Annotated in this window: 12 protein-coding genes; all 12 read right to left on the reverse strand. The window is 33.6% G+C overall.

The window, feature by feature from the left end; genetic code table 11:
- Positions 1-6 precede the first annotated feature (6 nt).
- Positions 7-1,881, reverse strand: coding sequence for a hypothetical protein (locus tag GGR42_RS15330; RefSeq protein ID WP_167965852.1), 1,875 nt, complete (start codon positions 1,879-1,881; stop codon positions 7-9).
- Positions 1,878-4,289, reverse strand: coding sequence for a thrombospondin type 3 repeat-containing protein (locus GGR42_RS15335; RefSeq protein WP_167965854.1), 2,412 nt, complete (start codon positions 4,287-4,289; stop codon positions 1,878-1,880). The genes GGR42_RS15330 and GGR42_RS15335 overlap by 4 nt, the downstream gene beginning before the upstream one ends.
- A 528-nt stretch (positions 4,290-4,817) precedes the next feature.
- On the reverse strand, positions 4,818-5,699 hold the full coding sequence (locus GGR42_RS15340; RefSeq protein ID WP_167965856.1) for a helix-turn-helix domain-containing protein: 882 nt from the start codon (positions 5,697-5,699) through the stop codon (positions 4,818-4,820).
- A gap of 7 nt (positions 5,700-5,706) precedes the next feature.
- Complete coding sequence (locus tag GGR42_RS15345; protein WP_167965858.1) at positions 5,707-6,126, reverse strand: nuclear transport factor 2 family protein; 420 nt, start codon at positions 6,124-6,126, stop codon at positions 5,707-5,709.
- A 102-nt stretch (positions 6,127-6,228) separates the two neighbouring features.
- Positions 6,229-6,681 carry a DUF2938 domain-containing protein gene (locus GGR42_RS15350; protein ID WP_167965860.1) on the reverse strand — a complete coding sequence of 151 codons (453 nt, stop codon included), beginning with the start codon at positions 6,679-6,681 and terminating at the stop codon, positions 6,229-6,231.
- 72 nt (positions 6,682-6,753) lie between these two features.
- Entirely contained in the window at positions 6,754-7,299 is a 546-nt protein-coding gene (locus GGR42_RS15355) for a carboxymuconolactone decarboxylase family protein (protein ID WP_167965862.1), read from the reverse strand.
- A 297-nt stretch (positions 7,300-7,596) separates the two neighbouring features.
- Positions 7,597-9,933 carry a GumC family protein gene (locus GGR42_RS15360; RefSeq protein WP_167965864.1) on the reverse strand — a complete coding sequence of 779 codons (2,337 nt, stop codon included), beginning with the start codon at positions 9,931-9,933 and terminating at the stop codon, positions 7,597-7,599.
- Positions 9,934-10,058: 125 nt separating this feature from the next.
- Positions 10,059-11,186, reverse strand: coding sequence for a glycoside hydrolase family 5 protein (locus GGR42_RS15365; protein WP_167965866.1), 1,128 nt, complete (start codon positions 11,184-11,186; stop codon positions 10,059-10,061).
- 164 nt (positions 11,187-11,350) lie between these two features.
- Positions 11,351-12,421 (reverse strand): DUF1972 domain-containing protein, encoded by a 1,071-nt coding sequence (locus tag GGR42_RS15370; RefSeq protein ID WP_167965868.1) that lies wholly within the window; start codon positions 12,419-12,421, stop codon positions 11,351-11,353.
- A complete protein-coding gene (locus GGR42_RS15375) occupies positions 12,418-13,524 on the reverse strand; it encodes a glycosyltransferase family 4 protein (RefSeq protein WP_167965870.1) in 1,107 nt (368 codons plus the stop codon). The genes GGR42_RS15370 and GGR42_RS15375 overlap by 4 nt, the downstream gene beginning before the upstream one ends.
- A gap of 8 nt (positions 13,525-13,532) precedes the next feature.
- Positions 13,533-14,462, reverse strand: a complete 930-nt coding sequence (locus GGR42_RS15380) for a glycosyltransferase family 2 protein (protein ID WP_167965872.1) — start codon at positions 14,460-14,462, stop codon at positions 13,533-13,535.
- Positions 14,452-15,270, reverse strand: coding sequence for a hypothetical protein (locus tag GGR42_RS15385; protein ID WP_167965874.1), 819 nt, complete (start codon positions 15,268-15,270; stop codon positions 14,452-14,454). Before GGR42_RS15385 ends, GGR42_RS15380 begins: the two co-directional genes overlap by 11 nt.
- Positions 15,271-15,384: the final 114 nt, after the last annotated feature.

Here is a 15,384-nt window from a genome sequence, read left to right on the forward strand (position 1 = left end):
TAAACTTTAGTTTACATTAAAATAAACAATGTTAGAATTGAGCTTATGTTCGTACCCTTCTATTAATGTTTGAATAGCCATTGGTTTTTCGTTGTTACCTGTCCATGACTTTAAATGCCCATAGGTGTTGGTGGTAAAAATCAACTCTAATTCTGTACCCTCTTGATTTACGCTAAGACCATTAACATATTCATTGAACCCATAAATACTGCCGTCGGATTTAATAGCAAATTCCTTTCTTAAATTAACCCCTTTAAGTTTCAAAGTGTCACCCCTACTAAAATCTGTTTTGTTGATTTCTGTAATTCTAACTAAACGGTCATCATTAATAACTTCAAAATGATGTGGATAGGATGTACTACGTTCTCCTTCAGAAATTCTTAAACTGTAAGAACCTTCTGGTAAATCATAAGGAATTACAACTGTTAAACGATTACTTGACAAAGATTCTTCGTAACTGTGTTGGTGGGAATACGAAGACCTAAACACTTCAGCAGCAAAAACATCTCCATTCAAATTTAAGAGTTCAATTAAAATATTATCTTGATTTTGAATATTGTAAGCATTTAAATATTGTGTTGAACCTGCAAATACTTTGTAACCAGTATCAATATTTGATGTTGTAAAATTAAATCCAGGATTTTTAAAATATGAATATAGATGTGATATAGTTATTGGAGTAACGACCGAATACTCTTTGGTAGTACCTATTTCTGAAGTTACCATAAAGGTGGATTTTTCGGTTAAATCCATTTGGGTTACTTCAGAGGACTCAACAGTAGCCTTGGACGAGACTTCAATTTCAGGTGTAATACTCGCATAACTAAAGTTGCCCAACTGAATAGTAATAGTAGCACTGTCCTCATCAATCTTGGCATAGTATTTTTCATTCCCATTTTTTACAATAAATGACTTTACCATATGCTGACCACTTTTGACAAGTACCTTAAAAATGGTCTCAATTCCATTTGGGTCCTTAACTGTATAAAATAGGTCATCATGGAAATTAAATGTTTCACCACTTTCTGGACTTATACTATAACCATCTTTCATTAAAATTTCTGGAGTGAGTTTTTCATATGCAAAATTCCCCAATGTAAGTTGGATCTCCTTTTTTTCTTCATCAATAAAAGCTTCAAAACCTTCACCCTCATTTTGAATTTCAAAAGATATAATACCTGTTTCTTGCCCAACAATAAAATTTCCTATTTTGGAATTGGAACTGTTGTTTTTCTCATCTTTTGCAACTACCATCCAATATAATTGACCTATTGTATGAGAATTCATATAGTAAACAGTTTCTGTTATATCTTCTGCCACTTTTTCACTGGGCGGGCTTTCATTACCTACATATATATCATAGGTAACAACATCTCCATCTATATCAATACTATTCCATTCTAATTTTATTTGTTCCGAACTACCGTCAAATTGAGCGCTCTGTTTGGGACTTATTAAATCAGCAGGAAATGGCGCATAATTAGATACTCCCGTTCCGGCTGAATAAAAGCTCCAGTGCTCACTTTCTTTTTCAGAAACAGAAGAATTCGTTTTAGAAACAACATACCACTTATAAGGAGTGTTTTTGTCCAATTGAATCTCTATAAAGTGCTCCTCCGTCGTAGTCCTTGTTACTTGGTTAGATGAAAGGTTTTCTAGGACCAATTCGTACGAATCATTTTCAGCATTGGCCCATTTAAATTCAATCAATGTTTTATCTAAGCCTTGATCCACACCTAGCGTACATTCCGAATTCTTTAGGGGAAATTCCAGTTTTACAGCTACCGGGTCATTAACGGTTTCAGGAGTTGAAGAATCATTGTTTTTTGAACAACTGTTTACCAAAACTGCAATTATGAGAATGCACCAGCCCTTTTTCATTTTTTAATTAGTTTTTGAGAATGGCGTGTATTACCCCAAGATAATTCCAATAGATATATCCCTGCAGGAATATCTGTTAGATTCCTTAAAACAAGTTCATCCTTTGGATTATATTTTTTAGAATAAATCTTTTGACCAGTTTGGTTATATATTGATACATCTAAAGGTTCATCAACCATCAAATGGGACAAGTTAATCTGATTCTTAAATGGATTTGGAGCCACTTGTAAATGGGAACCCATAAAAACTTTGAAGGAGGCGACTCCCTTGCAAGAATCTTTTGTTGACACATAAGCTTCATTAATTCCCTCCCTTAAATCCAATTCCAAAGCAGTACTGTTTGTCTCAAAAACATTTCCGTTATAATTTACAGAATAAACATCTCCTCCAGATAGTTCAATTTTTAGGGTCCTGGCAGAATAATTTACCTTTCCACTTAATGAAACTTCTTCCCCCTCTTCAATACTTAAGTTATAACACAACATATCAGAATCGACTTCATGGGCAAATAGGCAAATTTCATATTGTCCCGCCTTCAAGTCTTCAAACTCGGTTTCCCCAACAAACACTATTTCTTCACCATCACTTAAAATAGCTTTATATTCCCTGGTTGAATCCCTTACATTTATTTTGACTTTGCCATTGGAAGACCCTCTACAGGCTTCACTTACAGTTTCTATCTCAAAAAGATTTGGGTCTAGAATTACAACTTCACAACCTTCTTCATTAACTTGACGACCTTGTGGGGTACTAGGACAATTATCATGAATATCAGGAACTCCATCACCATCAGTATCTATTTGAGTTTCTGAACACCCATTTTCGTCAACTTGATATCCAATTGCAGTATTTGGACAAATATCCAAATCATCCATGACCCCATCGTTATCTGAATCTCTTTCGACTATAGAACATCCTGAACTGTTTACCTCCACTCCCACTATAGTGTTCGGACATAAATCTAAAGCATTAGAAACCCCATCACCGTCATCATCCAATTCCGCTTGGGAAAAATCAAGGGATTTAAGATTAAATTTTGCAAGGAAATAATCTTGGTCATTATTGCCACTATTATTATACAAACTAACATTGGGTGCCAAGTGAAGCGTATCAGATGAAAAACTTCCAGAATAATATAAATCATCTCCCTTTGTAACTATGGGCCCAGACCAATCCTTTACAGAAGTATGATAAGGTTGGGGAACTCCCGTTAGATGCATAATATAGTTAAAATGAAAACTGTTCAAATCCACTGTGAGCATCACTGGCTCTTCACCCATGCCCAATGCGTTTAGAGTTTTATTTTCAAACTCCAAAGAATCTCTAAAAGTAGTTGCAATTAATAGATGAGATTTATAATCAACCATGAATCCACTTCGACCATTAATACTTAAACCATCAAAAGAATGATAGTTCAAAAAAGAACCACTTAGCGAGTTATATTCTATGAGACCTCCGGTATATCCATATTGCCGGTTTTTTATAAATCTAAAATCATTGGAAATAACAGTATTGGATGCATATACCCAAACATATAGTTTATCATTTGACCCAACAAATAGATTTGAAGGAACTAATATGGCAGGGCCATTTCCCTCTTCATAAGATCTGCTTATTGTTTTGGACCATACGGTTTTAAGTTCTGGAGTAAGTTTATGTATTTGAGTTTCGTCAACGGTACAACTTCCTACTCCATAGTTTACAGTTAAAAATATATTACCTTTTTTATCTTTGGAAACTGCTCTAAGATCTTCGCTTGCCATACCTCCAAAAACGATAGCATCCTTAATTTGACCAATGGTATTAAATTTGGCTATATAGATATCTCTAGCGAATATATTTTCAGCGTCATTAATATTGCATTCCGTATTTTCTGTATTCTCAAAAATATAATTATTGTCAATATTGATGGTATCATTAAACTCTCCTATGGCATATATGTGGCCATTATCATACAAAAGATGTGTGTTGCGCGCACCCGTAAGATTACGGGCCCAAAGCATTTTCCCTACGGCACTTATTTTTATCAAGGAATCACCATGAGGAATGTCTATATTTGAAATTGTAGTATAGCCCACTTCTTTGGATGGAAAAGTTAACTGTGCATAGATATTTCCAGATTCATCTACAGTTATAGCGCCCAGTGCAGGTTTTCCAGAATATCTATATTCATCAAGTTCAAAGAAATCGAATTTCCATAATTGCTCACCTGACTCATTTCTCTTTTCCAAACCTTCGCTTGAAAGAAACACTATCCCATCAGGAACTTTCTGGACATCCCAAGCTAGTTCAGTTAAATGTCCACCATTGGAAAATGCCCAATTCAGTTCTTGAGAATTAATAAAATGTATTGAGAAAATAAAAAAGAAGGTGACACAAGGAATTAAGTTATTCTTGAAATTTAACAAGGTTTTTTTGGTTTAAGTTGGTATTCCCTTCTTGGGAAGAATCATAATTACATGCTACAATATATTAAAAAAATAACGAAATTTCGTACGCATCGACAAAGAGCTCTTTTTTCTGTCATATGGGGATTCATACCATATTTTCACACAAAATTGGCTTCAAAATACTATTTAAGTTCTTCAAAAAGAAGTACGATAAATTTTATGAAATATAACATGAATCATACATTTTAGTATAATAGTCTTCACTACAACAAACAAAGTACCATTTAACATGAATATCCAAACCGATTCAAGTTCTTTAACGATATATCATTTTACAATTTTTTCAAGTGTGCAGATATGAATGTTTCAAAGGTATAGCAATTCGGAAAAGTGTAAACAACCACATTTATTCATTTTCTAAAACTATCTTTTTAAGATCTTCTGCTCTCCATAAAAAAAATCCCAATTATTTATTAATTGGGATTTTGTGTATTAAATGTTCATTTTTTGATGATATAAAGAGTCTTCCAACGAATTTTTCAACTGTTACGCCATGGTTGCCTTTGCAAAACCCACATTTTTCCTGTATATCAGTGGGGAAACCTCAGCCTTCTTTTTAAAAAACCGACTAAAGTAATACTCATCATCATATCCCAATTCATAGGCTATTTCCTTTACAGTCTTATCGGTAAGGTAAAGTTCTCTTTTAGCCTCTATGATGATTCGTTCAGAAATAAGATCCGTCAAGGTTTTATTGAAATACGATTTGGTCAACTTGGCCAAGGCTTTGGGGCTTATGGTCAACATATCTGCATAATCGCTTGCCGAATGCTTTGTCTTGTAATGCTGGTTGATATAGTCTTTTAATTTTTGAAGCACAAACGGTTCTTCATTCTGGTTTACCTTTCCCTCTATCTCCTCCCGCTGTTCATTTTTCAAACGTGAGGCAGTAATCAAGAAAATCTTAAGGTAGGATACCAGCAACTCATATTGCGCCAACTCTGGTTGCTGCATTTCGCCCCTCATTTGATCCACTACCATACCCAACTTTACAATACTGTCCATATCTATCTTAACCATGGGCGGGTTATAGATATTATTAAACAGCACACCATCACAGGCCACTTCTTTCTGGTGCTTATGGATACAGAAAAAATCTGGGTGAAAATGAATGACTTCAGCCTCCAAATCAGGGGCATCCAATGTAAAAGGTTGATAAGGAGAAAAAGAGAAGAGGGTGTTTTCACCAAAACCATGTTCGGCAAAATCGGATTTAGCAATGCCACCACCCTTTTTTATCCAAATGAGGGAATAATAGCTTAACCTTTGAACTTCATTAAAAGGATTATCCTTCTTTATAGAATAAATTTTTAAAGCCAGATTCCCAGTTTTGGAATCAATTAAGGTATAGTCCGAATTTGCCATCATGGTTGTTCTATTTTAATAATCTATCTTTCTCTTCTATTTCCAGGTCATTGATACTTGCATAACGTCTTTGCATAAGTCCGTTTTCATTAAATTCCCACAACTCATTCCCATACGCCCTAAACCATTGACCCTGCTCGTTGTGGTACTCATATGTAAACTTTACTGCAATTCTATTGTTCCGAAAGCCCCATAACTCTTTTTTTAGGGTATACTGTTTCTCTTTTTCCCATTTATTGGTCAAGAATTGTTCAATTTCCTTTCGGCCAATAATAAATTTTGTTCTGTTCCTCCATTCAGAATCCTTAGTATAGGCCCTGGACACTTTTTTAGAATCTTTACTGTTCCATGCATCTTCTGCCATTTGTACTTTTTGCAAAGCGGTTTCCATGGTAAAAGGAGGAAGTGGATGTTTTATCTCCGTTGACATTATTTCCAATTTAATAATTTTGTTTAAACAACTTTCTTCACCTATCGAAATAAGGTGAAGAAGGTTGTTAAATTTTGGTTTTTAGTTCTTAATATGACAGCATTATCTTGTCTTTAAAGTAGCGCTACTGCTTGCCATATTCTGCTGAAAGACATGCACAAAGAACCATAAGGGCACACCGTATGCCAGATGCCTAACCATGGACAAAACAGGCAACATTGCATCGGCTTTAACACCGGCCACACCTGCTCCCAAAAGCGGGAACATAAAAAACCAGACCAAGGCTATAGTTTCGGCAATTACAAAAATTTGTGCCTTCAGCCAATTGGGGCCGGCCAATGAGGGCGCAATGCCCGCATACAAAATAGCTAAAAGGATTCCGTTGGAATAATGTCCAAAAACACCATAGACTAATCCCAAACCTGTTTTTTCTCCAATAATTCCGGCAATATCCCACCAAGTTCCCGTAAACATAAGCCCTACAAGGTCAAAAGCCAAAGTGCCTATTATACCGGCCAATATGGCGTTCCTCCAATTTATTTTATTTGAATTCATTTCTTTCTATTTTTTAATTGATTAACAACAAGGCACTCCTCCAATTGAGGAGTGCTTTTTTTTGAATATTTTTTATACGGTTTTGGCCACTGGAAAATCCACTGGAATTTTGGTAAGATTGTGCAAATAGTTCATTGCTGTTTTGTCACTCACTTGAAGGATCAAGTCAACCAAGTTCTCTTTGGTATGGCCTTGGGCAAAGAAATTTTGTATGTTTTCTTCACTGGCATTCCCTTTGTTCTTAGTTATATCGGCTGCCAGTTTCACCAAAGCATTCAATTTGGTGTTCTCGCTTTTTCCTCTTCTAATATCCAATAACTGATCATCACGAAAACCATTCATTTTCCCTATTACAGTATGGGCACTTTGGCAATATACACAGCCATTTACCTCACTCACGATTAAGTTGATGGCTTCTTTTTCTTTATTGGAGAAAGAAGTTTTGGCATTTTGAAAATTTAAATATCTCTCAAGACCATTATCCGAATATGCTATGGTAGCATAGAGATTGGGAACAAACCCCAAGGCATTGTTTAAATTATCAAAAATTGCTTGATTCACTGTTGATACCTCCCCTTTGGTTGGCACATTAAATTCAATTTTTTTTACTGTTTCCATTTTATTTTTCTGTTTAAAAATTATTACGGTACAAAGATGCCCCGTAACAAGCCACTATAAAATGGATGTATTACGCCAATGGATGGACAATTTTCTTACTTAAAGGTTTTTGGTAATTCTTATGTTATTCTATATAATACAATAAGCCTAACCTCACTGATAACAAGAATTAATACCACAGCCATGTAATTGACAAAAAATTGCAGATTAGATCAGAAAATAAATAAAAAATTAAAAGTCAAGGAACCTTCGGTTCCGATAAGAGACTCATAAAACTCCAAGGTTTAGCAATAAATTTTAAGCACCATATCCGTACTCACGCCCATAATTATAGTCCTTGGCTTTTCCATGGCCAATGTCATTAAGTACATAAGCCATATTTTTTAATTTCTTCCTTTTATTTAGAGAAGCGCTAAACTCCATAAGTTTTTTATCAGTCAAACCTGCTCTTACAACAAACAAGGTAATATCCGCATAATTTGAAATAAGCATAGTATCAGTAACCAAAATAGTAGGAGCCGTATCTACAATTATATAGTCATACTCTTTTTTAGCATGGCTAATTAATTTCCCAAACCCCTTTCCAGCCAATAATTCTGTTGCATTGGGCCGTATTGCTCCACTAAAGCATACCTTGTGAAACTCATCTTTACTAAATCCTCCGTCATGAATACATTCTTGCCAGCTCATATTTGGATTGCTTAGAAAGTCAGAAAGTCCTTTTACTTTTTTATTATTATCAAAGTAGTCATTTAGTTGGGGGTTTCGTAAATCGGCACCAATCAATAACACTCTTTTTTTAATACTGGCATATGACAAGGACAAGTTATATGCTACTAAAGTTTTTCCCTCTCCTTTTATAGCTGAGGTCACAAAAATTACCTGCCCTTCCTCTTTGCTTTTCTCAGGTAGAAGATAGTTAACATTGGTACTCAATATTCTGAATGATTCTGCCAAAATAGAACGATCGTTAGCTCCTTTAAAATTTTTATTTCCCTTTATAAATGGAATCTCGCCCAATACATCCAGCTCTGGATTTAACTTCTCAATTTCCCCTCTATTATAAATTTTGGTGTCAAACAAAAAACGAGTGTACAAGAATCCAAATGGAAGCAACATCCCCAACAACAAAGACAGTGGGTATATGATTCTTTTTTTAGGTGACACAGGAATACTATTTGTAAGGCCGTAATCCACTACTTTTATGGATGGTGTGGTGGCCGCTAGACTTATGGCAGCCTCTTCCCTTTTTTGCAACAAGACAAGGAACAAATTTTCTTTTATACTTTGTTGCCGTTCAATGGCCCTCAATGCTTTTTCCTTTTCTGGAAGCCCAGAAAATATAGCTCCCGCAATTGCTTTTTCTTGATTTAACTGTTTTAAGAATACTCGCAGCTGCGCTTGATATACATTTATGGTTTTAAGAATATTTACCTTTCCCCTTTCCAATTGTTCTGTTAGAGCCACCAATGTTGGATGGTTTCTACCAACATTAAATAATAATTTATCCCTTTGCAATGCCATTTCATTATAGGTATTTACAAGGTTGTTCAAATTATTATTTTCCAACCCAATATCGGCGGGCAACAAACTATAGTCTGGTTGATTGACCACTGTTTTCTTTAACAGGTCGGATAATGACACCTGAGTCCTTAAATTAAATACTTCGTCCTCTGTATTGGATTTTCGTTGCAGGGTCAGACCTGCATCAGCTTCAATATAAGAAAGGTTGTTAGATTGTTTAAAATCCTGTTTTCCAATTTCTATAGAATCCAACTCCCCGGATAAAAAAACAAAGCGTTTGTCTATAACATCCAAAGTCCGTTTAGAAATTAATTGCCTGTCCAATATCCCATCTTGATCAAATTTCTGAATAAGGGTATTCAAAATTGCCTCGGAATGATTCATATTACCCCTAATCAATGATAATGATAAGATTTCACTGGTCTTATTGGTTGACTCTACTTTTAAATCTTCGGAAAGTTCCAACACCGCTTCTTTTACTGGATTGAGTACAACAGAATACTCTATGTTTTGATAATTGGCTTGGGTAACGCTATCTTTTAGTTTAATGGTGAATGGCAACATTGTTATAACAGAATCCGGTAGGTTTAAGCCTAAAGTAACCGCTTGGTCATAATCATCAACAACAGTAAAGGCAGAGGGGTTTAATTTAATCCTATAAGACAAGGTATTGGCTAAGGGCTCCTGTATGCTATCACCAAAAAATTTCTTTTCTACTTTAAATGGGGGGTTCCATTCTCTTTTAGTAAAAAAACCATCTTTCCTATAATAAGAAATGTCCAAGTCCAGATCTGTAACAACCTGTCTTAACAACCTATAGGATTTTAAAACCTCTATTTCATTGTCCAGATTAATAGCACTACTTCCATTAAGAAAAGACAGTGCCTCCGAGGCCACATTTACTTCTTTGGTATCATCTATAATTTTTATTTTGGCCACAGATTCGTAGGCCACTGGTTTATACCATGTATAGAAGTACCCCAAACCAATACACACAATAATAGATACTAAAAACCATGGCCAATAGGGAAGGTACTTTAAAAGTGTTTCCTTAAGGTTAAAAGATTCCTCGTCCTCATTAAAATCTACAATAAAGGGTGATTCTTTCATTTCTAAGCAAATAATTAAATACAGGTAGGTAAAAATAAGGAAACATTAATGGATAACATTACAAAACAACCTAATGCTCCATATAATTTCTAGTAAAAATAAATCTTGAAACAACATTTATTTTATCACTGATTATTTTTGCTCCAGAAATTTTCCAGTATTTGTCGGGTTTTTGTCTTTTCAGGGGTTTTATTAAGAATGGTACTATTCTTTTCTATGGGTTCGTAATCCATATTCCACCCAACCCACTCATTTAAAACCCAATAGGTATAGCTAATGTTATTTTCTTCAAATACATTTAAAACATCCTCAATGTATTGCTCTTTGCCTTCTGCCCAACGTACCACACTAAATTCCCCAACATATAATAATTTATCATTTTCTTTTGCCCATTTTGACACATATTCAATATCATTTCTAATAGCATTTTCATTCCAATGCTTATCATTTATAACATCTGGATAATTAAAAATTCCCGCCCAGTTATTGATTCCCTGATGGGTATAAGTATGGGGGTTATAATAATGAAAACCATAAATTATTTTTTCATCATCAATAGGGGTTTTAAAATCATGATAGCCATTTGGCAAACCCCATGCCCCTGGAGTAAAAACAACATATTTATTTGAATTGTTTCTAACAGTTTGTAATAATTTATCAAAAAAACCATACCAATTCGGAGGTCTCACTCCCACACCATCTAAAGAAACAGCTGTTGGTTCAGAAAAGAAGTCATAGGCAACCACATTTTCATATTTATCAAGTCGTATTACCAATTCCTCAATATAATTTATGGCTTCATTAAGAGCAACTTCCGATTCCCAGAATTCAGGAGAGGTAATATTAACTTTTTCTTGATTATGGGTATAATCAAGAGATTCGATAATAACTACAATACCCTCTTTAGCACACCATTTAATAATGTTCTCACACCAAATCAAATTCTGGTCAATCCCTTCCTCAATATCTAAGTCATAATTAATGCTAAAAGTTCTTGCATCTATTACAATTCTAATAGTATTAACCCCTAAATCCTTAACCTCTTTAATTCTGTTTTCATTAACGCCAATAGTGTCCTTACTTGTTATATTAATGCCTCGCCAAGGCCAATTTAAAGGAGTCCCTGAATTATCGTAACTTCCTCTTTGCAAATCATTGGATGCATTTTCCATTGCCAAGACTTTTTCCAAATCTTGATCAGCACTGCACTGAAGTAATAACAATCCAAAAAAAAGTATTAAGAGTGTTCTCATTTTGTAAATCATTTTTCGGCCAAAAACTAATTTTTAGTATAACATTGTTGCATTAAGAGTATAAATGTTACACTAGAATATTTTGTATTTACGAAAAGACCACAAAAATAGTTGTCCCTGCCCTAAAATTGGCATATTATTACTCCTCTAGTAGCCAACTACCACTAAAACAAGGAGGCATATTGATTTGTGATTACTTCCCAAGAATATTTTTCATCTGCAATATCTTTCATCTTTCTAGCTACTTTTGATAAATCCTCTTCTTTTGTATTTGCCAACATATCAATTAGTTCTTTTTCATCCTTAAAATACAAAGCACTACATGCAGTTGTTTCTTTGTTATAGTTTACTTTATAGGCAAAAATGGGCAACTCCAAATACATGGCCTCTACCAAAGAAGGATTAGTCCCTCCGGCACTATGCCCATGTATATAGAGATAGCAGTTACTTCGTATTTGATTTAATATATGCTGGTCATAAATTGGGTTTAATAAATGAATATTTTTTACTATTGCATATTTACCTTTTAAATCTTGTCCATACTTACTTTTCTGCCAATTACCAACCATCACTAGGTTTACATCGGGATACCTTGAAAAAGCCTCCAATATCATGTGAACATTGTTTTCTGGCTCTATTCTACATACTTTAAAGGCATAGCGATCTTTTAAAAAAGAGTATTGCTTAAATACCTCATCGGTAAACTTTTCTTTATTAGTGTGATTGGCCCCATAGGCAATTAATTCGCAGTCAACACTATATACATTCCTTACGTATTGTTGAATTACCTTATTGTCAGAAATGACCGTGTCAGCATAGTTCACCGCTAATTTTTCGGAATACTTTAAAAACCATTTGGCAAATTTTCCCCATTTGGCTCGTTTCCATTCCAAGCCATCAATATTTACAATAATTTTTTTATTGGATATTGCTTTTACCAAAGGAAGAACTATGCAGCCAGACACCCCTAAAATTAGTATCGTATCCACATAGCGCAAGGCACTGAACAAAGAAACTAAATCATACAAAATACTTTGTACCCCATTGGCTTGCAAGGGTATATATTTTAACCGCGCTCCATTGTATGTTTTTAACTTTTTTGCATACACTTTACTACTACAATATACCGTAATAGCATATTTACCCCCTAAATGTTTGGTTAAATATTCTGTAAGGGTTTCAAAACCCCCATATTTGGCAGGCAAGCCTACTGTTCCTATAATTGCAAGCTTCATAAGGAGCTATAAAAATTTAGTGTTTTATGACCAATATTTATCCAATTAAAATTTTTCTCAATAAGCTTTTTTGAATTAGAGGTGGTCTCTATTATACTATTATAATTCAATTTTAAAATGCAACTTGCCAAATCTTTCGAATTCTCAGATTCAAAAATAAACCCATTTTCATTGTCTGTTATAATTTCCCTAAAAGGCTCCAGATTAGACGTAATTACAGTCCTCCCATAGGACAATGTTAGCAATAGCACTCCACTTTGGTATATTTTTTTATAAGGCAATACTACTACATGTGCATTCTTATAAAATGATGCCACTTCTTCATCTTTAATAAACCGAAAATGTCTTTCTACAAAATCTGATAAATCTAAGTCCAAAATCATCCTTTCATACATAGCCCCATCAGTTTTCCATGGTCTTCCAACAATAGTCAGCCTATAATTTTTATTTTCTTCTACAACTATTTTCATGGCATTGAGCAACACCTCCAAACCTTTTACCTCTTTAATCTGTCCAAAAAACAATATGTTAATAGTTTTACTTCTTTCTGGCCTAGGTAGTATTTCTACAAATGGCAAATAATTGCCATGAGGTATAATTGCCAAGTCCGGCAATTTTACACCCTTACTTAACAATTCCTCTTTAGAGGCTTGGTTATGAACAATAACCCCATTTACAAGACGTAAGGACAGTTTCTCTATTAAACCAATAGAATTTCCATAAAAGGGATCAATATCATGTAAAGTGACGACTTTCTTTTGTTTAAAAAGAGAAGCCATTAAGAGTACAATTAAATTTAGGATTCCCAGGCTAAAAAAGTGAAAGTGGAATATATCACTTTTTTGTTTTTTGGAAATTAAAAATGAAGTAAAATATCCTTTTAAGAAAATAAATCCTCTCATAAAACCTTTGGTACTCCATACATCACCAAATGATTTAAATAAGATTACATTTTTAAAATCTCTGTCTTGGATATTAGCACAAGTAAAGTAAAGCACCGCCAACTTATTTTGACCCAACCCATAACTTAAGCCATAATCATAATAGTCCATTCCCCCATATGCACCAATGGGTTCAATAATGCTAATTTTTTTTACATTCATCAAAAAGACTATTTCAAATTTTTAATTAGTACTTTTTTATATGTTTCTAACATATCAAACCGTTGGCACAAAAGATATCTTAAAGCTTTATAGGTAAATTCCATCCAATAAACGATTTTAAACTTAAATCTTTTGTATCCTTTTAAATGCTTTTTGAAAGTCAAATACTGGTTTGTTTTCATATGATAGAATAAAAAAGCAAGGTTTGGGTTTTTGGGATGGTCCCCAGTAAATTCATTATTACCCATCTTAGTACTACCCTGTACTTTATGATAAATTATGGCATTACTTTCATAAAATAGTTTATACCCCATTTTTTTTGCTCTAATACATAACTCCAAGTCTTCACAATACATAAAATAATCATCATCAAAACCTTTAATTTTATTTATTGAATTTTTAGAAAACATCATTGTGCATCCAGAAATGAAACTTACATATCTGGACTGATTGGCCCCTTCATCTGATGGTAATTGATTATAATTGGCTATTTTGGGCCAACCTCGCAAATAGTTGATTTCTCCACCACCATACCAAACAATCTCCCTGTTCGCTTCATAAAAAGTTTTCCCAGTGGTAATCCCAATTGATGAATCTTCTAAATATGGCTCTATAAGCCATGATATTGTATTTGGCTCAATTAATGTGTCATTGTTCAATAGCAGTATATATTCAAAATTTAAATTCTTGAGTGCCCACTTAATTCCCATATTGTTAGCTCTGCCAAATCCAATGTTCGCTTCATTAAATAGTATTTTTATATTTTTATAAACAGATGGTAAGTTTTTTAAATTTTCCTTGTCCCTGGAGTTATTGTCCACCAAAACCACGAATGGTTTTTCTCCATTTACCTCATTTATACTTTTTATACATGCCGAAGTATCATTAAAACTATTGTAATTAACTAAAACTATAATTACTTTATGTTTAGAACCCACTGATTTGACTTTTTTTAATAGGAATATATGTTAGCCTCATTAAACTTATATAAAAGAAAAAAGTACTGAAACCATTAATACTTGACCCCGTCAATAATGTAAATACCATCATAAAAAACAAGGACAAGACAAAAGTAAATTGATAATAGTTCTTTAATCTCAATTTTAAAAAGTGTATCAATAGATTTAATTGACCCATAATGACAATAATTCCTATTATACCAAAAACATATAGAATACCAAATAGGCCTATATCACTAACATGAAAATAGGTATCCTCCCCATATATTTTATCGACTTCACTAGCCCTTGCATAACCATTTCCAAATAAGGGGTGCAACTTAAATCTTTCAATTGCAAATTCTGTTTCAGAAATTCTAATAGAAGTTGAAATATCATTGATATTATCCTCTCTATTTGTAAAAATTTTTGAGGCTTCATAAAACCTTTCCAAAATTGACTCACCGCCTGAAGTATTGAAAAGAAATACCCCTATAAAGAATAGAGTAAAAATACCAGGTATAATGAATTTTAAATTAACCTTCTTACTTCCATATTTGAACAGCCCAACACCCATTATTAACATGGTTACCAAAAGAACAAATCTTTGTATTTCCCCATAATGATTCGCACTAAAGAATAATAAAGAATATAGTAAGTACTTATAAGAGGTTAGCTGCAAAAATTTGGCAAGCCAAAAAATTGCAATAAAATTGATTAAATTTTTTGATACGATTTCCACATTAACAATGATTACTTTGCCTGTTAACTCAGATTCATTTATGAATTCAAAGCCAGTAATTGCCATGAGAATCATTAAAAACAATAAAATCCAACCAAGCTTTGATATTAAACTGAAAAATAGTGGGAACGAAACGCGATACTTAACAAGTATATATATGAATAAAACAATACTGCCCAC

The organism is Saonia flava (genome assembly GCF_011927795.1).
Classification (GTDB): Bacteria; Bacteroidota; Bacteroidia; order Flavobacteriales; family Flavobacteriaceae; genus Saonia; species Saonia flava.